This window comes from Sulfitobacter aestuariivivens (assembly GCF_014763045.1).
Taxonomy (GTDB): Bacteria; Pseudomonadota; Alphaproteobacteria; order Rhodobacterales; family Rhodobacteraceae; genus Sulfitobacter; species Sulfitobacter aestuariivivens.
In genome coordinates this window covers 1,260,366-1,286,423 of record NZ_JACTAG010000001.1, presented here as the reverse complement: position 1 = coordinate 1,286,423, position 26,058 = coordinate 1,260,366, and the positions used below count along the sequence as shown (strand labels likewise).

The 26,058-nt window shown below is 58.8% G+C and carries 29 protein-coding genes; 12 read left to right on the top strand and 17 right to left on the bottom strand.

What is annotated here, in order from left to right; genetic code table 11:
- Window positions 1-2: 2 nt before the first annotated feature.
- Window positions 3-1,622 carry a peptide chain release factor 3 gene (locus H9Q16_RS06390; RefSeq protein WP_191074499.1) on the bottom strand — a complete coding sequence of 540 codons (1,620 nt, stop codon included), beginning with the start codon at window positions 1,620-1,622 and terminating at the stop codon, window positions 3-5.
- A gap of 66 nt (window positions 1,623-1,688) precedes the next feature.
- Window positions 1,689-2,702 carry a Hint domain-containing protein gene (locus H9Q16_RS06385; protein WP_191074498.1) on the bottom strand — a complete coding sequence of 338 codons (1,014 nt, stop codon included), beginning with the start codon at window positions 2,700-2,702 and terminating at the stop codon, window positions 1,689-1,691.
- Window positions 2,703-2,844: 142 nt separating this feature from the next.
- On the opposite strand from H9Q16_RS06385, the gene H9Q16_RS06380 reads away from it, so the two are divergent.
- The 6 genes from H9Q16_RS06380 to H9Q16_RS06355 all read left to right on the top strand — a co-directional run bounded on the left by H9Q16_RS06380 (window position 2,845) and on the right by H9Q16_RS06355 (window position 8,034).
- A complete protein-coding gene (locus H9Q16_RS06380) occupies window positions 2,845-3,624 on the top strand; it encodes an SDR family oxidoreductase (RefSeq protein WP_191074497.1) in 780 nt (259 codons plus the stop codon).
- Entirely contained in the window at window positions 3,624-4,751 is a 1,128-nt protein-coding gene (locus H9Q16_RS06375; RefSeq protein WP_191074496.1) for a hypothetical protein, read from the top strand. Before H9Q16_RS06380 ends, H9Q16_RS06375 begins: the two co-directional genes overlap by 1 nt.
- Before the next feature lie 94 nt (window positions 4,752-4,845).
- Entirely contained in the window at window positions 4,846-6,204 is a 1,359-nt protein-coding gene (locus H9Q16_RS06370; protein WP_191074495.1) for a sodium:proline symporter, read from the top strand.
- 33 nt (window positions 6,205-6,237) lie between these two features.
- Complete coding sequence (locus tag H9Q16_RS06365) at window positions 6,238-7,329, top strand: ABC transporter ATP-binding protein (RefSeq protein ID WP_191074494.1); 1,092 nt, start codon at window positions 6,238-6,240, stop codon at window positions 7,327-7,329.
- Window positions 7,329-7,679, top strand: coding sequence for a Lin0512 family protein (locus H9Q16_RS06360; protein WP_191074493.1), 351 nt, complete (start codon window positions 7,329-7,331; stop codon window positions 7,677-7,679). Before H9Q16_RS06365 ends, H9Q16_RS06360 begins: the two co-directional genes overlap by 1 nt.
- Entirely contained in the window at window positions 7,672-8,034 is a 363-nt protein-coding gene (locus H9Q16_RS06355) for a Lin0512 family protein (protein ID WP_191074492.1), read from the top strand. The genes H9Q16_RS06360 and H9Q16_RS06355 overlap by 8 nt, the downstream gene beginning before the upstream one ends.
- A 25-nt stretch (window positions 8,035-8,059) precedes the next feature.
- On the opposite strand, the gene H9Q16_RS06350 is transcribed toward H9Q16_RS06355, so the two are convergent.
- Window positions 8,060-8,725 carry a helix-turn-helix transcriptional regulator gene (locus H9Q16_RS06350; RefSeq protein ID WP_191074491.1) on the bottom strand — a complete coding sequence of 222 codons (666 nt, stop codon included), beginning with the start codon at window positions 8,723-8,725 and terminating at the stop codon, window positions 8,060-8,062.
- Between the two features lies 1 nt (window position 8,726).
- The gene (locus tag H9Q16_RS06345; protein ID WP_191074490.1) at window positions 8,727-9,041 is read right to left on the bottom strand and encodes a hypothetical protein; all 315 of its coding nucleotides are present in this window, start codon (window positions 9,039-9,041) and stop codon (window positions 8,727-8,729) included.
- 217 nt (window positions 9,042-9,258) lie between these two features.
- On the opposite strand from H9Q16_RS06345, the gene tatA reads away from it, so the two are divergent.
- Genes tatA through H9Q16_RS06325 form a run of 4 tightly spaced genes read left to right on the top strand, consistent with a single transcriptional unit; the run spans window position 9,259 to window position 11,794 of the window.
- Window positions 9,259-9,513, top strand: a complete 255-nt coding sequence (gene tatA / locus H9Q16_RS06340) for a twin-arginine translocase TatA/TatE family subunit (protein ID WP_191075178.1) — start codon at window positions 9,259-9,261, stop codon at window positions 9,511-9,513.
- Window positions 9,514-9,519: 6 nt separating this feature from the next.
- Window positions 9,520-10,011 carry a Sec-independent protein translocase protein TatB gene (gene tatB / locus H9Q16_RS06335; RefSeq protein WP_191074489.1) on the top strand — a complete coding sequence of 164 codons (492 nt, stop codon included), beginning with the start codon at window positions 9,520-9,522 and terminating at the stop codon, window positions 10,009-10,011.
- Entirely contained in the window at window positions 10,008-10,949 is a 942-nt protein-coding gene (gene tatC / locus H9Q16_RS06330) for a twin-arginine translocase subunit TatC (RefSeq protein ID WP_191074488.1), read from the top strand. Before tatB ends, tatC begins: the two co-directional genes overlap by 4 nt.
- Window positions 10,946-11,794, top strand: coding sequence for an ATP-binding protein (locus H9Q16_RS06325; protein ID WP_191074487.1), 849 nt, complete (start codon window positions 10,946-10,948; stop codon window positions 11,792-11,794). Before tatC ends, H9Q16_RS06325 begins: the two co-directional genes overlap by 4 nt.
- Before the next feature lie 16 nt (window positions 11,795-11,810).
- Here H9Q16_RS06325 and H9Q16_RS06320 read toward each other — a convergent pair whose 3' ends face one another.
- The 13 genes from H9Q16_RS06320 to H9Q16_RS06260 all read right to left on the bottom strand — a co-directional run bounded on the left by H9Q16_RS06320 (window position 11,811) and on the right by H9Q16_RS06260 (window position 23,218).
- The gene (locus tag H9Q16_RS06320; protein WP_191074486.1) at window positions 11,811-13,037 is read right to left on the bottom strand and encodes a LysM peptidoglycan-binding domain-containing protein; all 1,227 of its coding nucleotides are present in this window, start codon (window positions 13,035-13,037) and stop codon (window positions 11,811-11,813) included.
- Between the two features lie 61 nt (window positions 13,038-13,098).
- On the bottom strand, window positions 13,099-13,755 hold the full coding sequence (locus H9Q16_RS06315; protein ID WP_191074485.1) for a protein-L-isoaspartate(D-aspartate) O-methyltransferase: 657 nt from the start codon (window positions 13,753-13,755) through the stop codon (window positions 13,099-13,101).
- Window positions 13,752-14,540: a 5'/3'-nucleotidase SurE gene (gene surE, locus H9Q16_RS06310; RefSeq protein WP_191074484.1), complete on the bottom strand. Its 789-nt coding sequence runs from the start codon at window positions 14,538-14,540 to the stop codon at window positions 13,752-13,754. The genes H9Q16_RS06315 and surE overlap by 4 nt, the downstream gene beginning before the upstream one ends.
- An 80-nt stretch (window positions 14,541-14,620) precedes the next feature.
- Window positions 14,621-15,256, bottom strand: coding sequence for an SDR family NAD(P)-dependent oxidoreductase (locus tag H9Q16_RS06305; protein WP_191074483.1), 636 nt, complete (start codon window positions 15,254-15,256; stop codon window positions 14,621-14,623).
- Between the two features lie 46 nt (window positions 15,257-15,302).
- The gene (locus H9Q16_RS06300; protein ID WP_191074482.1) at window positions 15,303-15,569 is read right to left on the bottom strand and encodes a type II secretion system protein N; all 267 of its coding nucleotides are present in this window, start codon (window positions 15,567-15,569) and stop codon (window positions 15,303-15,305) included.
- A gap of 124 nt (window positions 15,570-15,693) precedes the next feature.
- Window positions 15,694-16,101, bottom strand: coding sequence for a DUF1801 domain-containing protein (locus tag H9Q16_RS06295; RefSeq protein WP_191074481.1), 408 nt, complete (start codon window positions 16,099-16,101; stop codon window positions 15,694-15,696).
- Window positions 16,102-16,145: 44 nt separating this feature from the next.
- Window positions 16,146-17,630 (bottom strand): amidophosphoribosyltransferase, encoded by a 1,485-nt coding sequence (purF, locus tag H9Q16_RS06290; RefSeq protein WP_191074480.1) that lies wholly within the window; start codon window positions 17,628-17,630, stop codon window positions 16,146-16,148.
- Between the two features lie 218 nt (window positions 17,631-17,848).
- Window positions 17,849-18,403 carry a CvpA family protein gene (locus H9Q16_RS06285; protein WP_191074479.1) on the bottom strand — a complete coding sequence of 185 codons (555 nt, stop codon included), beginning with the start codon at window positions 18,401-18,403 and terminating at the stop codon, window positions 17,849-17,851.
- Between the two features lie 28 nt (window positions 18,404-18,431).
- Window positions 18,432-19,799, bottom strand: a complete 1,368-nt coding sequence (radA, locus tag H9Q16_RS06280; protein ID WP_191074478.1) for a DNA repair protein RadA — start codon at window positions 19,797-19,799, stop codon at window positions 18,432-18,434.
- Window positions 19,800-19,895: 96 nt separating this feature from the next.
- The gene (locus H9Q16_RS06275; RefSeq protein ID WP_246455488.1) at window positions 19,896-20,720 is read right to left on the bottom strand and encodes a DNA repair protein; all 825 of its coding nucleotides are present in this window, start codon (window positions 20,718-20,720) and stop codon (window positions 19,896-19,898) included.
- A 145-nt stretch (window positions 20,721-20,865) separates the two neighbouring features.
- Window positions 20,866-21,321, bottom strand: coding sequence for a paraquat-inducible protein A (locus H9Q16_RS06270; protein WP_191074477.1), 456 nt, complete (start codon window positions 21,319-21,321; stop codon window positions 20,866-20,868).
- Window positions 21,322-21,341: 20 nt separating this feature from the next.
- Window positions 21,342-22,379, bottom strand: coding sequence for an alanine racemase (alr, locus tag H9Q16_RS06265; RefSeq protein WP_191074476.1), 1,038 nt, complete (start codon window positions 22,377-22,379; stop codon window positions 21,342-21,344).
- A gap of 47 nt (window positions 22,380-22,426) precedes the next feature.
- A complete protein-coding gene (locus H9Q16_RS06260) occupies window positions 22,427-23,218 on the bottom strand; it encodes a DUF1194 domain-containing protein (protein WP_191074475.1) in 792 nt (263 codons plus the stop codon).
- Between the two features lie 115 nt (window positions 23,219-23,333).
- On the opposite strand from H9Q16_RS06260, the gene H9Q16_RS06255 reads away from it, so the two are divergent.
- Together H9Q16_RS06255 and H9Q16_RS06250 are read left to right on the top strand one after the other, a co-directional pair.
- Complete coding sequence (locus H9Q16_RS06255) at window positions 23,334-24,650, top strand: alpha/beta hydrolase family protein (RefSeq protein WP_191074474.1); 1,317 nt, start codon at window positions 23,334-23,336, stop codon at window positions 24,648-24,650.
- Between the two features lie 170 nt (window positions 24,651-24,820).
- Entirely contained in the window at window positions 24,821-26,014 is a 1,194-nt protein-coding gene (locus tag H9Q16_RS06250) for a leucine-rich repeat domain-containing protein (protein WP_191074473.1), read from the top strand.
- Window positions 26,015-26,058 lie beyond the last annotated feature (44 nt).

Below are 26,058 nucleotides of genomic sequence, written 5' to 3'. Positions count from 1 at the left end.
CATCAGACCATCATCTCTTTCGTCGCGGTCAATTTCACGTCTGGATAATCCCGCTCGACCCGGTCGATATCCCACTGCAGGCGGGTGAGGTACACGATATCGCCATCGTGATCGTGCGCGATGTGTTGTTTGTTATTTTCCGTAAACCTGTCAACGGCTTGCTTGTCACCATTCACCCAACGGGCTGAGGTGAATTGGGACTGTTCGAACCGAACGGGCAGCCCGTATTCAAGTTCGATCCGGGAGGCGAGCACTTCAAACTGAAGCTGTCCGACAACGCCTACAACGAACCCTGAGCCGATGGACGGTTTGAAGACCTTGGCAGCCCCTTCTTCGGCAAATTGCATCAAGGCTTTTTCCAGGTGCTTCGCTTTCAACGGATCGCCTGCGCGCACGCCTTGCAGCAGTTCCGGCGCGAATGACGGGATACCCGTGACCCGGAGCATTTCTCCCTCTGTCAGGGTGTCACCGATGCGCAGTTGGCCGTGGTTGGGAATGCCGATGATGTCGCCGGCCCAGGCTTCCTCGGCCAGTTCACGATCAGAGGCGAGGAACATCACCGGATTCGAAATTGCCATTGGTTTCTTGGTGCGCACATGGGTCATCTTCATGCCACGTTCAAAATGGCCGGAGGCAAGGCGGACAAACGCCACACGGTCGCGATGCTTGGGGTCCATGTTTGCCTGTACCTTGAAGACAAAGCCGGAAACCGTTGTTTCCTCTGGTAAAATCTGCCGTGGTTCGGCCTTTTGGATCTGCGGTTCGGGACCAAATGTAGCGATGCCGTCCATCAGTTCTTTGACCCCGAAAGAGTTGATGGCGGAGCCGAACCAGATCGGCGTGAGCGACCCTTCGGCCATCAGCGCAGGATCAAGCGGGGGCATCAGTTCGCGCACCATCTCAAGATCTTCGAGCAGCTTTTCAAGCAATTGGCCGGGCACATGTTCGGCAAGCCGTGGATCATCCAGCCCGTTGATTTCGATACTGTCAGCAACCTTGTTGCGATCGGCGCGGTCCATCAGTTCCAGACGGTCGCGCAGGATGTCATAGCAACCGATGAAGTCGCGTCCGACCCCGATGGGCCAGCTTGCCGGGGTCACGTCAATGGCAAGGTTTTCCTGAATTTCGTCAATGATCTCAAAGACGTCCCGGCTTTCTCGATCCATCTTGTTGCAGAAGGTAAGGATGGGCAGATCGCGCATCCGGCATACTTCAAAGAGCTTTTGGGTCTGGCTTTCCACCCCCTTGGCACCGTCAATGACCATTACGGCGGCATCCACGGCGGTCAGCGTGCGATAGGTGTCTTCAGAGAAATCGGAGTGTCCGGGCGTGTCCACCAGATTGAACCGGAAATTGGTGCCCTTGGACGCGAAATCAAATGACATCGCCGAGGCTGAGACTGAGATGCCGCGGTCTTTTTCCATCGCCATGAAGTCAGAGCGTGTGCGCCGTGCTTCGCCTTTTGCGCGCACCTGTCCGGCCATCTGGATGGCCCCACCGAATAGCAGAAATTTTTCTGTCAGTGTGGTCTTGCCCGCATCTGGGTGGCTGATGATCGCGAACGTGCGGCGACGCGCGATTTCAGGCGGCAGAGCGGGGCGGTTTTGGGTGGTATCCAACATGTCAGAGGCTATAGCGAGGCCAAGACGACGCCGCAAGTTGCGCGTAGGGTCGCCAGGTTGCCCACCCTACCGCGTGCTTGCCTTTCGCAGCAGGTCTGCCGCATCGGGTCGGTCCAGCAGTTGCTCGTGTACGTCCAGTCCCGCATGGGGCAGGTCGGTATGGCCAGGGATCACCTCGCCCATAACCGCGGCAAGATCGTCCGGCAGGACTGCTTTCGTACGGGTATCAATCAGCATGCTTTCTGCGGCAATGCCTTCGGCATAGATGATCTGGTGACTGTCGAAAAGCAGTTGAAAATAATCAACAAATCCACCGTCCTGGACGCTCACCGTGTCGCCATTGATCAGATGCCGAGCCTTCACCAACAACTCTGAGCGGCCAACGCCAACCTCATCAGTGCGCTGGTAAATGAACAAACGATGCTCGGGGCTGACAATCAGGTCGTTGGCATTATTCAGCGTGTCGGCCGCGATCCGGATCGGTGCCATGTCACCCAACGCACGCACAGTTCCCTGTCCGATCCAGCGTATGGGCTGAACGCCGTCATCACGTGTCAGAACCCGGTCACCCACCCGCAAATCTTCGATCCTGCACTGTTTGCCCGAGCCCAAGGTAATATGGGTGCCGCGCGTAAACGAGACACAAGCTACTTCCGCAAATTTCCGTAATTGATTGTCTGTGTCGATACCAACCAGACGATACTCTGTGCGCGGGATCAGCGGGACGAGTGGCAAGAGGTAGACACCGGCGGCACCTCCATCTCCGTCCACTTCGACAAGCAAAAGCGCCTCTTGTGTGGTTCCATCAGGCGACATGAACATAAGTGTGCTGTCAAAAACGATCTTCGCGCCGGGATCACCGGTTGCAGTGTTTTCGGCCACACGAAAGGTTTTCTCGGACGTGGCCGCAACCGACAGCCGCACCGGTTCACTGCCCGGCAAAAGTTCATAGACGTCATCGAGCACCAGATCAGATGCAAAAGACAGCCCATCGCCCATGTTGGCCCCATCCGTGGCCTTCATGTGCGCAGCAAGCAGGACAGGCACGCTTTGGGCTTGTGCGGAGCGGGAGTGGGCCATGGAACCTCTGATACGCGAACTTATTGATCTGAAGTGGGCTAGGGTAGAATTGTGTCGTGGCCGGGTCAACGATGCGGTGTTTTGCTGGCATCGCAGACCGGGCGTGATAGGTCTTGGGGAACACATTACAGGGAGTCGTGAGATGGATTTGGGGATCAAAGACAAAAAGGCGCTGGTTTGCGCGTCTTCCAAAGGTTTGGGGTTGGGCTGCGCTGAGGCTTTGGCCCATGCAGGCGTCGATCTGATCATGAACGCGCGGGGCGTAGACGCGCTTGAGGCCTCCGCTGAGCGACTGCGCCAGGCGCACGGTATTCAGATCACCACGGTCGCGGCTGATGTCGCCACACCTGACGGTCAGGCACAGGTGATCGACGCCGCACAAGGTGTTGATATTCTGGTCAATAACGCTGGCGGCCCGCCCCCTGGCATGTGGCACGACTGGGACCGCGAAGATTTCATCGCTGCCCTTGACGCGAACATGCTGGCACCGATCGCTTTGATCAAAGCATTGGTGCCCGGCATGATGGACCGGGGCTGGGGCCGCGTGGTCAATATCACGTCACAATCCGTGCGCGCGCCCATCGGGGTGCTGGGATTGTCCAATTCCGCCCGAACCGGTCTGACGGGCTATGTTGCCGGGACCTCGCGGCAGGTTGCCGGGTCAGGGGTGACGATCAATAATCTGTTGCCTGGCATCCACGCAACCGACCGTGCAGATGCCTTGGATGGCGGGGTGGTCAAACAAAAAGGGATCACCCTGCAAGAGGCCCGTGCGGAGCGTGCATCGACAATCCCTGCCGGTCGCTATGGTACCCGTGAAGAATTCGGCGCGGCCTGCGCTTTCTTGTGCTCGCAGCATGCGGGCTTCATTGTCGGGCAGAATCTGCTCCTGGATGGTGGTGCCACGAACATAACCATGTGATGGCAGAGAAATTTTCACTCAAAGATCACCTTTTTAACCCGGAAACGGTCGGGCGCCTGGCGGCTGAATATGCCGCTGGCGTGCCGAATTTCGATCCGGAGAGGTTCATCCGCGAGGCGCTGTCAGGATTTGAAAACCGCGAACTCCTCGCTCGGATGGAGTGGATGGCCGATTGTCTTGAGGCGCAGTTGGCCGAAGATTTTCCCACCTTAGCGCACCAGCTGGAGGCGGCGATGCCAATGCCCTTGTCGCCGGCAAAGTCGGATGATGATTTTGGCCATTTTATCCATGGGTTGCCCGGTATTCTTGCCGTACGTCACGGCTTAGGAGAACACCGCGAACGGGCGCTTGACCTGTTGCACGCAGCGACCCAGCGGTTTTCAATGGAATTCTACATTCGCCCATTTTTGAACCACTGGCCCGAGCAGACACTGTCACGCCTCGCGGTGTGGGCAAGTGACGAAAACTATCATGTGCGACGGTTGGTCAGCGAAGGGACCCGCCCCAAGCTGCCATGGGCCAAGGCTGTCACCCTGACGACCGCCCAAACGATGCCGCTCTTAGATAAACTGCACGCCGATCCGACGCGATATGTAACAAGATCGGTCGCCAACCATTTGAACGATATCACGAAAACCCACCCGGAATTGGTGTTGGAGGTAATGAAAAAATGGGCAAAAGCAAAGCGTCAGAACAGCGTCGAATTGGGCTGGATGACGCGGCACGCGCTACGCACCTTGGTCAAGCAGGGGCATCAGGGGGCGTTGAGCCATCTGGGATATCGCGGGGATGTGCCCGTCCGTGCCGCGCTTACTCTGGGGGCTGAAAGTTACAAAATAGGGGATGTCTTGCCGGTGGCATGCATCCTGAAGGCTGAACAGGATCTTCCGGTGATCGTTGATTATCGCCTGATGTTCGCACGGCCTCAGGGCAAGACAGCGCAAAAGGTCTTCAAACTGAAAGTTGCCAAAGTGACCAAGGGCACGCCGCTCGAATTGAAGAAGAACCATCGCCTCAAAGGCGATGCGACAACCTTTACGCTGCACCCCGGCCCGCATCGCGTGGTTTTGCAGGTGAACGGCGTCGATGTGGCCGACGCCGGGTTTGACCTGCGCCCCGCCGACTAACCCCATCACAATCCCGACAACGCCTGCGATTGCGCATGGCAGATCATCGTCATCTCCGTAAAGGTGCAGTTGCAAGCTATGTGAGGGCCGATCTGTGCAACCTGCTGTTCTCATTGCCATCTTCGGCGCGATTGTCCTGCTAAGCTTTCTTGTCGCCCCACGCCGCACCAGCGTGGAGGGGTTCTTTGGCGGTCTTGACGCCGCCGGGCGGGCACCGGGGCTCTGGATGTTGGTCCTTAGCCAAGTCACGACCTGGATTTTTGCCAGATCCCTGATGAATGCCGCAATCCTGGGATATTTCTACGGTATTGCCGGCACGCTGGCCTACGCGGCCTACTATGGTTCCTTCCTGACGGGAGGCTTCATCGTCGGCAGATTGCGGCGCCGAGGTGCGCGGTCGATGCAGGACTGGCTGGGCGTGCATTTCGGGGCTGCGGGCAACGGGTGCTACAATCTGGTGATCGCGCTTCGCTTGTTATCAGAGGTTTTCGCCAACCTTTTGGTGGTCGGTTTGATCTTCAATGCGGTCCTGACTGGAAGTGGCCCGACAGCCATTGTGCTGGTTGCGGTGGTTGGCCTTGCCTACTCTGCTTGGGGTGGATTGTCGGCGGCGTTGCGCACCGATGTGGCACAGATGAGTGTGTTTCTGCTGGTATTCGGCGTTGCGTTTGTCGCGCTGGTGTCAGCCCCGGGTTTTTCGCTCCGTGCGGTTCTGACAGCGCCTGGAACGGCGGGGGCCTACAACGGTTGGATTTTGTTGGCAGTGGCCGCCTTGCAGGTCTTTTCCTATCCGGCGCACGACCCCGTGATGATGGATCGAGGTTTTCTGGCGGATGAGGTGACCACGCGCACATCTTTCATTCACGCGTTCTGGATCTCGACGCTGTGTATCATCGGGTTCGGTTTTTTCGGTATCCAGGCCAGCCTCATCGGCGCGGTGTACGAGGGTGAACTGATCGGGACGTGGAGCCTGATGTTTCCCACATGGGTCTTTCTGGCATTAATGCTCTCGTTGTTGATTTCGGCGCTCAGCACGCTCGATTCCGCACTTGCGTCTTCAGCACGGCTGGTGGTCGAGGAACTGCGGATCGCTCCGCGCACGCTTGGGGGTGGCCGGGTGGTCATGGTGCTGTTTATGGGGGCAGGGGCCGCGCTGACGCTCTTGGGTAATGCAACGCTCTTTGATGCCGTGGCGGTGTCGGGGACGGCATCAATGTTCCTGACACCAATCCTGTTGATTGGCCTTATCTGGCAACGTGACATCGCTTTGTGGGCCTATGTGGTTTCCTTTGGCGCGGCACTGCTTGGCGCGACCATGTATTTCGGTCGTGGATGGAGCCTTTTCGCGGCAATCCTGCCTGACGGTCACAAGTACGAACAATTGCTGGCGATCTGCATCTGCGTGCTTGCAGTTGGCTTTGCGGCGTCTCTTGCGGGGATGCGCCGCCGCTGATAGCTGGTATCCGAGTGATTTTATCGGATACTTATGGCCGTGCCAGCCCCCCGCCTTGAAATCAAGAACCTGCGCCGCGTTTATGCGGGCCGCGCGGTGGTGGACGACGTATCCCTGCAGATCATGCCAGGGCAGGTGACGTGCCTTCTGGGGCCATCGGGATGCGGGAAATCAACAACCCTGCGCATGATTGCCGGCGTTGAAATGCAGGACAGCGGGACCATCCACGTTGACGGCAAGCTAATTTGCGACACGGTGTTTCGGGTGCCGCCGGAACGCCGTGAGATCGGCCTCATGTTTCAGGACTTTGCACTTTTCCCACATCTCAGCGTGGCAGAAAACGTGGCCTTTGGTCTAAAATCCGGGAGCAAGGCAGAGCGGCGCGCCCGGGTCGAAGCGCTTCTGGACAGGGTGGAACTTCGGCGCTTCATTGATGGGTATCCGCACCAACTGTCAGGTGGCGAGCAGCAGCGCGTCGCGTTGGCCCGCGCATTGGCTCCACAGCCCCGGATCATGTTGATGGATGAACCCTTCTCAGGGCTCGATAACCGTCTTCGCGATGGCATCCGGGATGAAACCCTGTCAATCCTCAAGGAAGAAGACACAGCCGTACTACTGGTCACGCACGAGCCGGACGAGGCAATGCGTATGGCAGATGAGATCGCCTTGATGCGCGATGGCAAAATCGTGCAGCAAGGTGCTCCCTACAACGTGTATACTCGCCCCATCGACCGGGCCGCGGTGGCCTTCTTTTCCGATGCAAACATTCTGCGCGCTGAGGTTTCAGGCGCCCTGGCCCAGACACCCTTTGGTCGTTTCCTTGCCCCTGGTGTGCCGGATGGCACCTCGGTTGAGATCGTGTTCCGCCCTCAACATGTGCGCATTGATTTTGACAGGGGCGGTAAAGGGCCAGCGCCGACCCCCAGCGATGGCACGGCGGCCCGCGCGGTTGTGGAACGGGCGCGTTTCATGGGCAACGAAAGCCTGGTGGAGTTTCGGATGGATTACGACGGCACCGTCCTGAAGGCGACAGTGCCGAACGTATTTCTGCCTGAACCTGGTGCGGTGATGTGGCTGACCATTCGCCGGGACAAGTGTTTTGTGTTTCCAAGGGGGGCAGAGTGATGCGAACGTTATTGGTTGAATTCGGCATGGGGTCATCCCTGCGGCGTGGCGATTATACCCAAGCCGCCAAGCGTGCCGTTCAGGATGCACTGTGGCACAATTCGATCAACCTGGCAGAGCTTTTCGGTTTTGAAAAAACCGATATGCAGATCCGCCTGGATGTGGGTGTACAGGTACCTGACGCTGTCGATGCGGATGCGTTGAAAGCGGTCTTTCCCTATGGCGATGTGGATGTACATGTCACCAAGGGCGGGCTGGATGTGCCGCGCCCTGAGGGTGAAGGGAACCCGACCATTATGGCCAATGTCGCCCTGAGCGTGGGCTTTGCGATGGAGAAGTCAGATGGGTGAGCAGCGGCTGATCATTGAAATGGGCATGGGCAACGATCTGCACGGGCAAGATTACACGAAAGCTGCCGCACGGGCGATCGAAGATGCCTTTCGCCATTCGTCTTTGCCGATCTTTGGTGCCACCGGAATGACCCACGATCAGATGCGTGTTCAGGTGACCGTCGGCGTTCAGGAACCTGACAAGGTGGATGTCGCGGTCTTAGCAAATACTTTGCCACGCGGACGCGCGGAGGTACACGCCGTAAAGGGCGGTCTGAACGTGGATGCCGGGGGCGAGACGATTGTGGTTGCGCAGGCAAGCATCGAGGCCTTTCTGCCGCCGCAGACGGGGTGGCGGTTGAAGAAACTGCGCTAAGGTATTTGAAAAAGGGTGAAATAGATCAGGGCATGTAGTCTTCGATCCGTTTGCCTGGTTCATCGACGAAGAGCTCTGGCAGGGCCTCGGCGGCGTCCATCAGATCAAGCCGGAACACGCGAAAATCGGAACGGTTCTCGCACCACGCGGTCACCGTCCAGACCTTGCCCCAATACTCCATATGTAGGGGGCGGATGACGCGGCTGGTGACGTCGCCTTTGCGCGAGGTATAAGTCAGCCGCACTTTCTGGCGCGCCTTGATGGCGGCCCGCAGCAGGGGCATATGCGTGAGGTTCCGCGCGGCATCGGCGAACGGGTAGACGGCAAACTTCCATGCGTCCGCTTCCGCGATTGTGGAGGTCGGCAGGACCGCATCTATCTTGTCTGATAACGTGTTTGCCGCCGCTTTCAGGTCCTCGTCAGCAGCCTGTGCGACAACGGCAAGCCCGAGATTGAGCGCCTCAAGCTCGGCGGGGGACAGATTTAGAGGGGGCAGCGAGATCGCTTCGGTGATCATGTACCCCACACCGCGCTCCCCTTCGACCGGGATGCCTGAGGCCACAAGCGTATCCATATCGCGGTAAATGGTTCTGGTCGAGACTTCGAGACGTGCCGCGATGTCCCGCGCGCGGTGCAGTTTACCGTCGCGCAGGATCTGGATGATATCGAAAAGGCGGTCTGAGCGGCGCATGCTACTCCTGCAAGTGGAAGATTTCCGCGTGGCGCATCACAACACCTTCGGGGTCGATCATTTGCATCATCGGGGCGGCGTCTGGTGCGCTCATGATCTTTTCGGCCATGGCTTTGGCCGCCTCAGCCGAGGTCCAGATGATATGATCGGTCCACAGACCGTCTGCATCCCGTGAAAGCGTGCGGGACAAGGTATGCCCTCCGGCGTGCAGCATGGGTTCGATTGCGCGTGCGGCGGCGACAAATGCCTGCGGGTCGCTGCCCTCGGTCAGTCTGAAGGTGACGATTTCGGCGATAATGTTCTGGGTCTGTGACATGATTTTTTCCTTGTGTGTCATGTGGTGCGACCCTGATAGCGCGGTACAACTGACATAAACCTGTCAGTTGAGTGACGCAAGCGCCAGAATTTCCGATTCTGAGCCGCCGGGCGTGCAGTTTCCCCGCTGCGCCCCCTTTGCGGCATCGCAGCGAGCGCGTAAAAGGGCGGCTGAATTGTTCCGCCCTCTGAAGGGCCAGACGCTATGGGAGACGATCATGGGACTTGGAAACATTGGCCTGCCGGGCCTTTTGCTGATTGCGGTTGTTGTGCTGGTGCTTTTTGGGCGCGGCAAGATTTCTTCGCTGATGGGTGAGGTCGGAAAGGGCATCACGAGCTTCAAGAAGGGCATCAATGAGGGCGAGGAAGAGATGAAGCAGGTCGAGGACGTGAAATCGGCAGACCTGCCAGAGCATACTGATATGGGCACGCACCCCAAGACAGACCTCAAGGCCGACAAGGATCAGGTGTAAGCACCGATGTTCGATCTAGGTTGGTCAGAGCTTCTGGTCATTGGCATCGTGGCGCTTATTGTTGTGGGGCCCAAAGACCTGCCCGTGCTGTTTCGGCGCGTGGGTCAGTTCGTGGGCAAAGCCAAGGGCATGGCGCGCGAATTCAGTCAGGCAATGAATGATGCGGCCGACGAAAGCGGTGTGCGCGAAGTCACCAGCGGGATCAACAAATCCCTCAAGGCGGCGACCAATCCGCTTGGATCGGCAATGGACGGGGTCAAATCGGCGGCCTCATCTCTGACGGACATCGATCCGGATAGCGAAACGGGCAAGCTGGCGGCCAAGCGGGCCGAGGACATCAAGAAAATTCAAGCCGCGACCGCGCGCGCCGCCGCAGAACGCAAACAGCGCGAGGCGGCCGAGGCGCTGGCCAAGGCAGATGCAGCAGAAGCCGAACTGAAAGCTCCTGCAGAGGTAGCGCGACCAAAAGAGGCTCCGGCCAAGAAGAGTGACACATGAGCACCAGTGACGACACCGACGAGATCGAAGCCAGCTCTGCACCGCTGATAGAGCATCTGGCAGAGCTCCGCACGCGGCTGATCCGGTCGGTTCTGGCGTTGCTGGTGGCCATCACGTTCTTTTTCATCCCCATTCAGGGGGATTTCATCGCCGAACATGTGATGAATTTTCTGCTGAATCCAGTGGTGCAGACGCTCAGAGATCTGGGCGATGAAAACCCTGCGTTACAATTTACCGCGCCGCAGGAATACCTGTTCACGCTGTTCCGGGTATCGATGGTCGGCGGCTTTGCCTTGGCGTTTCCCGTGATCGGCTTTCAGATGTGGCGGTTTGTGGCGCCTGGGCTTTACCGGCAGGAAAAGAACGCTTTTCTGCCTTTCCTGATCGCATCCCCGGCGATGTTCTTTTTGGGGGCGTCCTTTGCGCAATTGGTCGTCACGCCGCTGGCGATGACGTTTCTGTTGGGGTTTGCGGATGCGTCTTCGTTTTTGACCAATATCGTCTCAACCGCGACAAATGGCGCGGTAGAGGCGGTGGAAAAGTCCAACGCCGCCACGATTACCTTCAACGGGAAAGTCAACGAAAGCCTTGATATCACGTTGAAATTTATCATGGCCTTTGGCCTGTGCTTTCAACTGCCTGTGTTGCTGACATTGATGGGTAAGGCCGGTCTGGTCAGTGCTGAAGGTCTGGGGAATGTGCGCAAATACGCCATGGTCGGCATTTTGGTGTTGGCCGCGCTGGTGACACCGCCCGACGTGATCACGCAGCTTATCCTCTTTGTCGTTGTCTATGGCCTCTATGAAATCTCCATTCAGCTGGTCAAGCGGGTAGAGACCAAGCGCGAGGCACAACTGCGCGCAGATGGGTACTACGATGACGAGGACGAAGATCCGACCATCGCTGAAATGGGTGATGAGGACGAGGATCGGAAATGACCACCGATCCGATGGATCGCATCGCCGCAGCGCTCGAACGGATGGCACCGGCCCCGCGGGATGCACCTGATTTTGATGCGGCTGCGGCCTTTGTCTGGCACACCGACCCTGACCGGCTGGAGCCTGTAGAAAAGGTTGCAAGGGTGCCGCTGGATCTGCTGATCGGCGTGGACCGTTCCCGCGACACGCTGTTGGCAAATACGCGGCAATTCGCGGATGGGTTGCCTGCGAACAACGCCTTGCTATGGGGCGCCCGAGGCATGGGAAAGTCAAGCCTTGTCAAGGCGGTGCATGGCGCGGTTCATGCAAGTTCCCAGGCGCTGCGCATCGTCGAATTGCAGCGCGAGGATCTTCCTTCTGTCGGGAGATTGCTGAACCTTTTGCGCGGAGCACCGCAGCGGTTTATCCTTTTTTGTGATGACCTGAGCTTTGGTCATGACGATGCCCATTACAAATCGCTCAAGGCGGTGCTTGATGGTGGCATCGAAGGGCGCCCTGACAATGTGGTCCTTTATGCCACGTCGAACCGGCGGCACCTGATGCCACGCGACATGATCGAGAACGAGCGCGGCTCTGCCATCAACCCCTCAGAGGCGGTGGAAGAAAAGGTGTCACTGTCCGACCGGTTCGGCCTTTGGCTGGGGTTCCACCCTTGCGATCAGGATCAATATCTGGCGATGATCCGGGGATATTGTGATGCATATGATGTGTGTATCGACGATGACACCTTGCGGGCGGAAGCCATCGAATGGCAGGCCACCCGTGGCGCCCGATCAGGTCGTGTGGCCTGGCAGTACTTTGTAGATCTTGCAGGGCGCAAAGGCGTGCAGGTCAACGCAGGCTAGGGGCCCCGCCCATTGATCAGCCGTTGATGAACGGGCCGGGATCGACGCTGTCAAAACCCTCGCGGACTTCAAAATGGACATAGGCGTCATTGCCGCTGCGCAGCTTTGCAATTGACTGTCCACGGCTCACGCTATCGCCCTTGGCGACGCTGACGTCGGTCACGTTGGCGTAGACCGTCAACAGGTTGCCGCCATGGCGCACCACGATGATGGGCACGCCTTCGGCACTTTTGGTGATCGCAGCGACGGTTCCGGCGTCAGCGGCTTTCACGGCGGCGCCGGGGGCGCCCTTGATGTTGATCCCTTCGTTCTTGCCCTTGGCGTAGGCGCGGATGATGCTGCCCTGAACGGGGGGCAGCAACTTGCCCGTCGCGGCAGGTCTGGTGGTCTGGCCCACGTCGGCCACTGGTTTGCTGGGCTGGGTGGTGGCCGCAGGGGCCGGTGTTGCGGTCTTGTCATCCGGCAACGGCTTGGCTGCTGAGGGAGGTGTCGGCGTCGGGCTGCCAACACCTGGCAGTGTGGTTTCGGGTGGAGATGCAGCTGCGGTGGCCCGCTTGGGCGGGTTTTGCTGGGGCACGGGGATCAGCAGGAACTGACCTTCTCGGATCGCGAAATCTGAGCCAAGCCCGTTCCATTCTGCCAGCGCTTTGACCGGCACGCTGTAAAGTCGCGCGACGGTATAGGCCGTCTCACCCCGTTCCACACGGTGGCGGACGGGTTCCTTGCCGGTCTGTCCTTTGGGTTTTGTCGCAGGTGCAGAGGGCAGGGCGGCGGTTTGCACAGCCGGCGTCGCCGGAGCGCTGTCGATGGCGTTGCCCGCAAGCGTGCTGATGTCGACCGGCTGGATGGGTCCTGTGCCACTGGCACCCGTTGCCGGTGATGGTTCCGCGACGCGGTCGGGCAGCGCGATGATTTCGCCCTGACGCAAAGGCACATTCGTGGCAATACCGTTGTAGCTGGCCAGCGCGTTCGCATTCGCACCGACACGCGTGGCCACATCGACCAGCGTGTCGCCACGCTTGGCGACAACCACCTGATAATTTGGATAGGAAATGACGCCGCGGTTGTCAGGAACGGGACGTGCGGCAAGTGGTGCGGTTGCGGCTTGGGCCGTGGTGAACCCGCCGTTCAGACCACGCAGATCAAAATCAAGCGGTTGCCCCGCGCACCCGGCCAACACAACCGCGCTGCTGCCTGCCAGCACCGCAAGCCGCCCACGGCGGCCCTTCAAACTATGACGCATCTGCATGTCCTCATCACTGCCACCCCGTGTTCATCCGGGATTTTCGCGCACTCTACAGTATTTATGTATCTTTGCCCAACCCTTCTAGCAAAGGAACAAAGCGGACAGCCCGCAATTCGTCGTATTCCAGCCCATCGGCGGTTTTCCGCACGCGAATAAGGTGCTGGACGGCGTCCGACTGGCCAACGGGCAGCACCATGATGCCCCCTTCTTTCAGTTGGGCCAGCAGGGGGCCGGGCGGGTCTTCGGCAGCGGCGGTAATGATGATGCGGTCAAAGGGGGCCTGCTCTGCGAGGCCGTGGCTGCCATCGGCAGTGATGGCAGTGATGTTCGTCAGGTCCTGGGCCGTGAAAATTGCGCGCGCTTCGCGGACCAGCCTGCGATGTCGATCGATGGTATAAACCCGCCGCGCAAGCTTGCTGAGGATGGCGGCCTGATAACCTGATCCTGTGCCGATTTCCAACACCTTGTCGCGCGGGGTCACCTCTAGCGCTTGTGTCATCAGACCGACGACCGAGGGCTGACTGATCGTCTGCCCGCAGGCAATAGGCAGAGGCATGTCCTCGTAGGCGCGTTCTGAAAAGAGACCCCGAATGAAGGGGCCGCGATCAACCCCCTCCATGGCCGAAAGCACGCGGGCATCCGTCACCCCCTTTGAGCGGAGCGCATAAAGGAATTGCATTTTCCGCTCCGCATCGAAACCCGCCGCCTGGCTCATCTACTGATCCCTTTCAGCGTGCTCAAGGCGGAGTGATCGGTCAGGTCCGCACGCATGGGCGTGACGGAAATATACCCTTCAAGGTTAACGGCTGCATCAGCATCCGCAGCCGTTTTGCGCTTTTGCTGATCGCCTCCGGTGATCCACAAGAACCGCCGCCCCGACGGCGCCAAATGGGGTTGCGTGTGAAAGCCCAGCCCCTCGCGGAACCCTTGCGGGGCAAGCCGGATGCCTTTGACATCCTTTGCGGCGACGGGAGGAAAATTCACGTTGAAGAACAGGCGGTATCCTTCTTTTTCCGCCGGGCTGTTGTCCAGAATGCGCCTGACCACCTCTGCGCCATGTTGGGCGGATGCCTCAAACGGATCCTCAAGATCCCGGTTGCCGGGACCGTAGTATTGCGACAGCGCAACGGCGGGCAGACCTTGCAGAGCGGCCTCCATCGCGGCGCCGATTGTGCCGGAGTAGAGCGTGTTTTCAGCCGAGTTATTGCCCCGGTTCACACCAGACAGCACCAGATCGGGCGGTGCGGCGGTCATCGCGTCGTGCAAGGCGGCCAGCACGCAATCGGCGGGTGAGCCTTCTGCCGCGAAGGTGCGGTCATCCATTTTACCGACCATGAAGGGGTGCGTGTAGGAAATGCAGTGACCGACGCCGGATTGCTCAAAAGCAGGCGCGCAGGTCCAGACTTCTCCCGTGGGGCCGGCAATCTCTTCGGCAATGGCCTTGAGCACTTTGAGCCCCGGCGCATTGATGCCGTCGTCATTGGTGATGAGAATGCGCATGCCGGTCCCTTTTTTCCCTTGATAGGAGAGGGACCCGCAGGCGGCAAGCGATGGCAGGTATTTGACAAAAGGGTGAAAGGCTAGAGTTGCGCCAAAACCGCAGCCGCCTGCGCGTGGATATCATGGAGCGTGCTGCGGTCTTCTCCTGGAAAGAACCGCGCGCGTGTGGCGGTGGGCATGGGGTGCGGTGTGACCACGTGGACTTTTGGCCCGGTTTTCAAAGCTTCTTGTTGCCAGCTGCGCGCAAGGGCGATTTGCGCGGCCTTGGTGGACCCATAGGCACCAAAGAACTTCTCGCCCTGTCGCGGGTCGTCAAAGAATACCGCCTGACCTGTCTGCCCCAACAGCGGGGCAACATAGGCGATCAGGGTCCCAGTGGCGGTGACATTGCAGGCAACGGATTTGGCCATGTCCTTGGCGTCGACATGGACGGCAGGCGCAAGCGGGGCGGCATGGATTGCTGTGTGAACCCACAGGTCCAGATGGCCCCAGCGGTCGTGAATTCCACGGCAAAGGGTTGCCATGGCATCAGGTACGGTGATGTCCATCGGCGCAAGCGTGGCGGATCCACCTTTGGCCTTGATGCGGTCGTCGAGTTCTTCCAGCGCGCCGGTGGTGCGGCCCACGGCGATCACGTGGTGACCAGGTGCAAGCGCCTCGGCCAGGGCTGCGCCCAGACCGCGTGAGGCGCCGGTGATCAATGCTGTCTTTGTCATGGCTCGCGCTTTGCACCGCGTCCGGCCTGCCGTCAAGCAGGCAATTTCAGACTTCGGGCAGCTTGAGGACAGTCGTCTTGCCGCCCTTCGCAATCACGACCCGGTCTTCGCCAATCGCCGCAACACGACCACCGGAGGCGACATCGCCCACTGTGACGCGGTCAATCTTGCCGTCAGGCCCCCGGATCAAAGCGCCAGGCGCCTCTGTGCTGCCAAACACGCCAATCAGCGTGATGCGCGAAAGCCGTACTTGTTGCGTGGCCGCCTTGACCACTTCGGGAGGCGTCTGCGTCCCGTCACTATCGGTCGTCATGATGTCCTCTCTGCGCCGCAGCGCAGTCTGCCTGTTTCTATGCTGCAGTGCAGCTAACAATGCGAAAGACCATGTTAAAGGGGTGAACGGCACCGTCGGCCAAAAAATGCTTACGTGCGGTGCGTTATTGTTTCTTCGCCAGATGATAGGTGAATGCCATTTCTGCCAGATGGGAAATCGCCTGCGTGGGAACCGGTGCGTGCAGGTCGATCGCCAGATGCCTTTGACCATCGTTGACGGGCAGATCGGGATAAAGCGCTCGCATCCGTACGGCCAGATCGGTCTTGCAGTCCACATACAGCGACAACAGATCAGCGGCGTCAGCATGCCAGTCAATGCGCGCGGTCGATCCTGTCCGGGGTTTGAGCGGCCGCCAGGCCGGTTGGCCCCGTTTAAGACTTTCCTCTGGTGGGCCAACCTGTACTGCGTCTGCACATTCAAGAAAAATCTGGCGCAGCTGATCAAACGCAGTTCGTGCCGGTTCAGGCCAGTCCGCGATGCGGGAACGAAAGGGATTGGGCGTGTTGATCATCAACGGACCATGACACAGGCTGGTGTCAGAAAGCGACAGCAGACCTATTCGGCAGCAGTCTTCATCTCAAAGCCTTCGTCGACTTTGTCGGCGGGAATGACCGGATAGTCGCCCGAAAAGCATGCATCGCAGTATTGCGGGCAGGCGTTGTTGCGCCCTTCGGCTTCTCCAACTGCGCGGTAAAGACCGTCGAGCGAGATAAATTTCAGACTGTCGACCGCAAGATGCTCGCGCATTTCGGATTCGGACATGGTGGCGGCCAGCAGCTTTTCGCGCTGCGGCGTGTCGACCCCGTAAAAGCATGGCCATGCGGTGGGCGGTGACGCGATGCGAAAATGAACTTCCTTGGCACCTGCATCCAGGATCATTTCCTTGATCTTGCGGCTTGTCGTGCCCCGCACAACGCTGTCATCGACCAGAATGACCCGCTTGCCGCGGATCAGCGCGCGGTTCACGTTGAGTTTGAGACGCACACCCATGTTGCGGATCTGCTCTGTCGGTTCAATGAAGGTGCGGCCCATGTATTGATTGCGGATGATGCCCATGGCGTAGGGGATGCCGCTTTGCAGACTGTAGCCGATGGCGGCAGGCGTGCCACTGTCGGGCACCGGGCAGACGATATCAGCATCCACTGGGCTCTCTTTCGCCAGTTCCCGCCCAATCGCCTCGCGGGTCTCATAAACAGAGCGCCCGCCCAAAATACTGTCGGGACGGGAGAAATAGACGTGTTCGAAGATGCAAAACCGCGACGGCTGGGGGCGGAAGGGGAAGTGGCTCTTGACGCCCTCGGGCGTGATGACAACCATCTCTCCGGGTTTTATCTCGCGCACGAACTCTGCACCGATGATATCCAGCGCGCAGGTTTCAGAGCTAAGCGCATATCCATCGCCGACCTTGCCCAGCACAAGCGGGCGCACGCCCAACGGATCGCGCACCCCGATCAGCTTGGTGCGGGTCATGGCGACAACGGAAAATGCGCCCTCGACCTTGCGCAGCGCCTCTTCCATGCGGTCGGGGATGTTGCGCCCCATCGAACGCGCCATCAGGTGAATGATGCATTCGCTGTCAGACGAACTTTGAAAGATAGAGCCGCGTTCGATCAGTTCGCGCCGCAGGGTATTGGCATTGGTGATGTTTCCGTTGTGCGCAATTGCGGCACCACCCATGGCAAACTCGCCAAAGAAGGGCTGCACATCGCGGATCGCGGTTTGCCCTTTGGAGCCTGCGGTGGAATAGCGCACATGGCCAATGGCCAGTTCCCCGGGCAGGGTTTCCATCACCTTTTGCGAGGTAAAGTTGTCGCGCACATAACCAAAGCGCCGTGCTGACTGAAATCCCGCGTCCGGATCATGGCTAACGATGCCGCCAGCCTCTTGTCCGCGATGTTGCAGCGCATGAAGGCCGAGGGCTACAAAGTTGGCTGCGTCCGTCACCCCGACAACACCGAATATACCGCATTCTTCTTTCAGCTTATCGCTATCGGCGTCCTCGCCCAGATACGAGCTGTCGAACGGATGGGCGGGGGGCATGATCTTGGACACGTTCTTGGGCACGGGGGTGGCAGCTCCGAATCCAGCTAAGGGTGTGGGCACTATGTAGGGACATCGGAGGGCAGTGTCACCCCATCGCAGAAGCCATATGCGCTTGAAATGGCACCTGCGTCGTTTCCGCACTATTTCGATGCCCGCAATCAGGCAGATCGGCAGGTCGGTTGTTCGAATGGACGGCTTGGGAAGGACGGCGCAGCTTACTCGCCGCAGTTGCCCACCAGCTCTTCATATCGGGATTGAACCCAGCCCATCGCCTGTTCGGGATTGCGGTCTTCGATCTGTCCGACAAAACGGCCGAAAACCTGCGCAGAGCGGCTGTCGTCCACCATGGTGATCTCTTCGGTGCTGATGACCGTGGAATAGACAAAGAAGGCAATCGCCACCAGCAATATGCCACGCACGACGCCAAAGAGAAAACCAAGGCCCTGATCGATACCACCCAGAAAGGATCGCTGGACGATGGATGAAAACAGCGGCGTGAACAACGACACGATGATCAGGGTGATTGCCAGAACAAGGGCAAAGGCCCCGATGATCGACAATTCACAGCTGTCAGCCAGAAATTCGCCCACGACAGGCAATTCGCGCACCAGCGGTTCAACGCGCGGCGCAAAAAGAAACGCCACGATGGCGGCAGCAATCCAGCCGACAATCGCCATGGCTTCGCGGACCAGACCGCGCCCATAGGCTAGCAATGCGGACAGGACGATGACCAGTGCCACAACACCGTCAATGATGGTAAAACCTTCCATGCGCGCTTTGCCTTCTTCTTTCAGAGGGCTAACCGGCCCCAAATATTTCACCCACAAATCCGGTCAGATCGCGCATGGTATTGAGTGTCATACCTGAACTGCCCGCCGGTTTCCCGCCCTGAGGCGCGATTGCGGAGGTAAAACCAAGTTTTTGCGCTTCTTTCAACCTATTTTCCGTCTGGCTGGCGGGTCGCAGCGCGCCAGAGAGGCTGATCTCGCCGAAAACGACGGTTTCGGCGGGCAAAGCTACATCTTCGCGTGCGCTGAGCAGTGCTGCTGCAACCGCAAGATCGGCGGCCGGTTCAGAGATCTTCATACCCCCTGCGACATTAAGATACACATCAAGCCCCGCAAAAGGGATGCCACAGCGTGCCTCGAGCACGGCCAGGATCATGGCAAGGCGGCCGCCATCCCATCCGACAACCGTTCTGCGGGCCTGTGAATGCGGGGAGGGCGCCACAAGCGCCTGCAGTTCGACCAGCAAGGGGCGGGTGCCTTCGATGCCCGCAAACACCACTGACCCGGCGGCGGGCTGGCCGCGCTCGCTCAGAAACAGGGCCGAAGGATTGGTGACCTGTGCCAGCCCCGCGCCGGTCATTTCAAACACGCCGATCTCATCTGCGGGACCGAAACGGTTTTTGACGCTGCGCAGGATACGGAACTGATGCCCGCGCTCGCCTTCGAAATAGAGCACGGTATCGACCATATGCTCGACCACGCGCGGGCCAGCAATCTGACCATCCTTGGTCACATGGCCCACCAAGATGACCGACACGCCGCGCCGTTTGGCAAAGCTGGTCAATTCGTGCGCCGCAGCGCGCACCTGACTGACAGATCCCGGTGCGCTTTCCACGTTATCGGCCCACATAGTCTGGATCGAATCAATGATCGCCAGTTGCGGGCGTTCGGCTTCAAGCGTGGTAAGTATATCGCGCAGATTGGTCTCCGCGGCCAACTTCACGGGTGCATCCGCAAGGCCCAGACGCTGCGCACGCATCCGCACCTGTGCGCTAGCTTCTTCGCCGCTGACATAGATCGTCTTGAGCCCGGCACGCGCAAAATGCGCGGCGGCCTGAAGCAGCAAGGTTGATTTGCCGATACCCGGGTCCCCCCCTACGAGCGTCGCCGACGCTGGCACCAGACCGCCACCCAACACCCGGTCAAGTTCGCCAATACCGGACTGGCTTCGCGGAGGGGGGGCTTCCTGTGTGGCGAGATCGGTCAAATGGATGGCTGCCCCGCGTTTGGCGCCAAGCGATTTGCTGGGCGGACCGGCAGATATGCCCTGATCTTGCTGGATCGTATTCCATTCCCCGCACCCGTCGCACCTGCCGGACCATTTGTTGTATGAAGCCCCGCAAGCAGTACAGGTGAATGTGGTGGGTGATTTAGCCATGTCCCCTTTTGGCGCAGGGGCCTGAATGAGGAAAGGGCAATCTGGCGACAGATTGCCCTTTTCGTATGGTGGTGACGGCGGCCCGCCAGCCTTCGGTTATTCGGCCGCTTTTTGTGACATCTCAATCACGGTGTTTTCCTGCGCTGCAAAGCCGATTTCATCTTCGTCTGTTTCACTTCCCTGATCCAGTTCGATATCGAGGGTCTGAACAGTCTTCTCAATTCCAAGCTCTGGCAGGATGGTTGCCATCTCTTCGCGCAAACGTTCAAGTTGGGCGGCGCAGACGCTCTCTTCCAGTTCGACCTCATGTACCCATTGCTTCATCTCGGTCGAGATGCCTTTGGCTTGATCAAGGCGGCTGTTGAATAGATCAATCTCCTCTTGCCGCTGCTCAAGAAAACTGCGGGCGCGGGAAATTTTGTCGTCGGAATACACTTCAGCCAATTCGGCAGACATGTGGCTCATCTGCGCTGCAATCTCGAGAACCTTTGGCTCAAGCGTGCTCAGATCAGGGTGATCGCGCAGATAGGCAAGGCGTTCGCGCACGGCGTCAAACTCAGAGCTCAGCTGGAAATTCTGCTTTCGATCGGCAGCGTGAACTGCTGCATAAGCGCGCGCAACATCCTGCATACCAACGGAGAATTGACGGTGTGAATTTTCCAGCTGCATCACCCGCGAGCTCGACGGCAGGAAGAAACACAGGCTGATTGCCAGCGCGGTCAGGCCAATCTGGGCGTACATGCCCGCATTTTCGACCGGTGCCCCCTGATACTGCATCGGGATCGAAATCCAGGCCCAATTCCCAAAAGCGGCCATCGCTGTCGCAACAAGCAGCGCAAGTGCTGCGGCAACAAACACGACAACAGCCAGGCGCTGCATAACGAATTGAAGGATATTTGTGATATTACGCATTGAATTCATGACTCTAGTCCCCCCAGGGAAAACTGCTGGCAATTCTTTGCCGATCTGCAGGTAAAGTCATCGTAAACGGTAAAAGTTCCCGAACACGGGGAATTTCTGGTCCGAATCTGCATGGGACAGGGCTCACGGGGGCGCAAATATGGTGTCAGGGACGGGGCATTGCGCCTGTTTTTTCGGTGCGCCAACTGATCAGGATCGACGCCAGAATGCAGGCCGTAAAGAGGTACAGCCCCCAGGCCACTTCGATGCGCCCGACGCCAATGCCTTTGGTCAGTGTGATGTAAAGCGCAATCAGAAAGATATCCGCCATCGCCAGTTTGCCAAGAATATTCAACACGGGCAATGTCTTGCGGCTGAGCAGGCCAAAGTGCAGCAAGGCAATGCCGATGGTTTTGAGATATGGCGCAAAGAGCGCAAAAAGGGTCACGACAAGCGCCAAAAAGATATCGGATTTCCACAAGGACTGTAGCCCGGTGATGACCGAAATTTCATCAAGCGAAAAGAGCGGCAGCAGCCCCGCGCGCATCAGTGGCGCAAACCACGCGACCGGATAAAGTACCATCAGCGATAGATTAAGCCATTTCAGAACAGTGGTTTCCATGGCGTCCGTGCCTCCGGCGTTCAATCGGCGTGATAGACACGGTCATAGCGCCCACCAAGAGATGTCAGAATTTCGTATCCGATGGTCCCCGCAAATCCGGCAACGGTATCGACCGATTGATGCGCGCCGATCAATTGCAGGTGTTCAGGCATGTCGTGCAGAGTTGTGACATCCACAGTGATGAGGTCCATCGACACACGGCCCAGAACGGGCAGCTTCTTTCCGGCGTGCGTAAACGTTGCCCCAGCGCCCATCGCGCGAATAAGCCCGTCAGCATAGCCTGCGGCCACAGTGGCCACGCGCAGTGGTGCCGCAGCAACAAAAGCATTGGCATAGCCTACACTTTCGCCAGCCACGACGTCGCGCACCTGAATGACCGGTACGTCCAGTGTGACCACCGGGCGCGCATCCACAAAGGGCAACCCCCCATAGAGACCCACACCCGGACGGGTCAGATCGAAATGGTATTCAGGCCCAAGCAACACGCCACCCGTCGCCGCAAGCGACCGGGGGGCGTCAACACCGGCGGTCATTTCCGAAAACACCGCAAGCTGGTGCGCGTTCATCGGATGATCCGGCGTGTCCGCACATGCCAGATGCGACAAGATTAGCGTCGGGTTTTGAGCCAAAGCGATGTCGCGCAGTGCGGACCATTCCGCAGGTTCCATCCCAAGGCGGTTCATGCCGGTATCAAGCTGGACGCCAAAGGCATGACCGGGCAACGCCTCAACATGGGTCAAAAGCTGGTCGACGGAATTGATCATTGGGGTAAGGCTTGCCTGGTTCAGCATATCCGCGTCACCGGGCATATGGCCGGAAAAAACACTGATTGCGGGGCCGGGACCGATGGCACGGCGCAGGGCCAGTCCTTCTTCGGCCACAGCCACGAAAAACTGGCGCACGCCAGCATCCGCCAGCGCACGTGCAACCGGTGCGATGCCCAGCCCGTAGGCATCGGCTTTGACGACGGCCGCCGTCTCGACCGTAGTCATGCGGTCCAGCGCGCGCCAGTTGGCAATCAGCGCATCAATGTCAATGGTCAGTGTCGCAGTGCTCATGACCGCCTTTTGACAGGATCGCGGCAGAGGTCAAGCAATGCAGCACATCAGGGGATGTCAAAGTAACTGCGGTTCTGTCGCCACATCTTTTCGCCCACCATGCAATCGTATTCCGGAGTGGCCTGCGCAAGGAACACGCGCGGTGCAATCGTAAGATCGGCGATCTCCAGCACCAGCTTGCGGCGAACCGCATCCGGGAATTGCGCCCACCCATGGACAGGGATGACAAACGCGCCGACACCACCGATCACACATTCCGCATAATAGACATCAAGATCAGGAATGCCCCAGATATTGCTGAACGCATCCTCGGTCATCAGCGGCAGGCCGTTGATGGTGATCCCCTTGCCAAGCACGTCACTGCGGGCCTCAAGTACGGGGCGCCCCTGATTGTTCGGCCCGTCGCCCGATATATCGATGACCTGCCGCAGGCCGGCAAACCCATTGCCATCAAACGCTTTTGCCGCGTGGTCCAGCGCCCCTGAAATGGAGGTGCGGCGCAGGCTTGGGTCAAATGATGCCGTCAGGCGTGCAGCAATTGCAGCCGCGTCTTCGGTCTTTTCGATCAACGTCCAGGGGACAATCACGCGCTGGGCGTGATTTTCGGCCCATTCCACATAGGTCAATGCGATGCGGCCCAGTGGTCCCGACTGCAGGGCGGCGGTAACCTCGGGGCTTGTCAATGCCTCGGCATAACCGCGCCGCTGTATGTCCAGCTCTTCCGGCGACATGGACCGCGACACATCCACAGCGAGGAACAATTCGAGGTCGACCTCCATGTCTTGGGCGGACACGAACAGCGGCCAGATTGCGGCATGCAGAACGATAATAAAGCGCATGGCACCATTACCGCATAGTTCCCCGCCGGATGCCAATCACGTTACGTCAATCTGCTGATCGTTTGAGACCGAAGGGTAACCGGACTAGGTTCAAACTAACAAAAGGGGAGAAACCATGACAATTGCACGCACACTGACATTCGCAATCGCGGTGACGACAGGCGGCGCAGCACTGGCCGAAAATCGTATCGACAGACAATTGCCAAGTGCGCCCGAACTGGCCGCCTATGGAACCCACGCGGTGGGGGTCCGAACGCTGGAAATGACCAACCCCGATCAGATCGATATCCTGGCGATTGATCCCGCTGCGGAGAAGCCCACCGAATGGCCGCGCTATGACCGCCCCCTCGTCGTGGAAGTCTGGTACCCAGCAGCGGACGGGGGCGAGGGCAGTACGACGCTCAAGGCTTTCCTGCGCGATGGCACCACCGAGGTGAGCATTGAAGGCAAGGCGATGCGCGATGTTGCAGCGGTAGAGACCGACACGCCATTCCCCCTCGTGCTGATCAGCCACGGCTATCCGGGCAACCGTTTTTTGATGTCGCATCTGGCGGAAAACATTGCCTCAAAGGGCTATGTGGTCGCATCCATCGATCACACCGACAGCACCTACCGCACGCAGGCGGCCTTTGGGTCAACACTTGTGAACCGGTCGCTGGATCAGCTGTTTGTACTGGACCAGATGGCCGCCATGGCGAGCGAGGGTGGTGCAATGGCCGGCCTGTATGACGCTGGCAATACCGGCCTTATCGGGTATTCCATGGGCGGCTATGGTGCCATCATCACCGCCGGTGGCGGTGTGACCGAAGCCTCTGTCGGCTACCCATGGGGCGGGCCGCATGGCACGCTGGGCATTCATCAGGCTGGCTCTGAAACCCACGAGGCACTGCCTGATCCGCGGATCAAAACAGCCGTCGCCATTGGCCCCTGGGGCATGAATACCGGTTTCTGGGATGCCGAAGGCCTGTCCGGTGTGCGCATTCCGATGCTGTTTATTGCCGGGTCACAGGATGACGTGTCGCTTTATGAAAATGGTGTGCGCGCGATCTGGGAAGGGGTCACTGGCGTTGACACCGCTCTGCTGACCTACATCAACGGCGGCCATAATTCAGGCGCGCCAATGTCCGCGCCCAAGGAAAGCTTCTACGACAACGCGGACAAGGGCTTCAACATCTCAGAGCACTATTCGGATCCGGTCTGGGACACGGTACGCTCAAACAACATCGCCCAGCATTTCGTGACCGCGTGGCTTGATGCAGCGCTCAAAGAAGGAAAGAATTCTGAGTTTCTTGAGTTGGTCGTTAATGCCAATGACGGTGTGTGGTCCGTCGATGAAGACGGCACTTTCAAGGAAGATCATTCCTATTGGCCCGGGTTCGCGCAAGGCACCGCCAAGGGGCTGACCTTTGAAACGCGCAGCGCCGCCGAATAGCAGACGTCCAGCGTGGCGGCTTATGTCGCCAAACACTTGACGATCGACCTTCCGGGGCGGCATCCTCGGAAGGTCGATTTACACGTGCCGGGCGATATAGGAAAGTATTGATTTCAATCGCATGCCAGATGTCGGCTCGAATATGGAAGTTCATTTTTGAAAGGTAAGCGATGACTATCAACTTGAAATTGACCGCCTGTGTACTCGCATTTTTTGCCAGCACTGCTACTGCCGACGAGGTGTCCGAAAAGGTGACAAGTACTGTGGACAAATGTGTCGAACGCGGATGCTCCTCTCTCAATTTCAAAATTAAGGGGCTGACAGCTATTCCAGACGCTGCGATCAATTTGCCGGGCATCAAAAGCCTGGCACTTGATGCGCGCGAAATTTCCGATTTGACCGCGCTCAGCCAGATGGTGTGGCTGGATGATCTTGACCTGAAGGCGCAGACGGCAGATCTGTCGGTGTTGGCGGGTTTGACCGGATTGAAACAACTGGTGATGAACGCAGAGGCCGTACCCGATTTTACACCTCTCTCGACGCTGACCGGGCTTGATACACTGACTATAGGCGGGGGCGAGTTCTCTGATCTGACGCTACTGAGCGCGATCAAAGGCCTTGAACGGCTTTCGATCAACGGCACAAAGGTTACTGACCTCACAGTGCTTGCCGGGCTGCCTGCGCTGAAAGAGCTCCAGATCGGCAATACCGACATCGTAGACCTGTCCCCGCTGGCCGGTCTGAGCAATATCGCCCTCCTCCAAGCCAATGCGAGCGGCATCAACGACCTGTCTCCGATCGCAGGTGCGCCAAATCTGATGGACTTGCGCATTGGACGCACCAAAGTCGCGGATCTTTCCCCGCTCTCTGCCAGTCCGCGCCTGATGCGCCTTATGATCGCCGACACTATGGTGGCCAACATCTGGTCTCTGACCGGATTGCATCAACTTGAACAATTGGATGCGCCGGGCACGTCCATCACTGATCTTTCCCCGCTTGCGGGCAAGAAACGGTTGCGGAGCATCGATCTCAGCCGCACTGAGGTCGCCGACATTACCCCATTGGGAACAGCGCCAGCGCTACAAAGCATCGGATTGGGACGGACCAAGGTTTCAGACATCACAGCGCTTGGCCAACTGACGCGGTTAGAGTCGTTGTCGATTGACCGGACCGCCGTCACCGATATTTCGGCACTGGCACAGGTGGCCACACTGCGGTCATTGGATCTCACAGAAACCGCCGTGACGGACCTGTCACCCCTGATGGAGCTGAAGGAGCTGAAGTCATTGCGTTTGGGCAAGGATCACACGTTCCCGGCCGATCAGGTGGCAGAGCTTGAGGCGCGCGGCGTACGGCTCCGCTAGGTGCCACGCCACCGCTGTCTGCAAGTCAGACGGCGGTTGCGCTT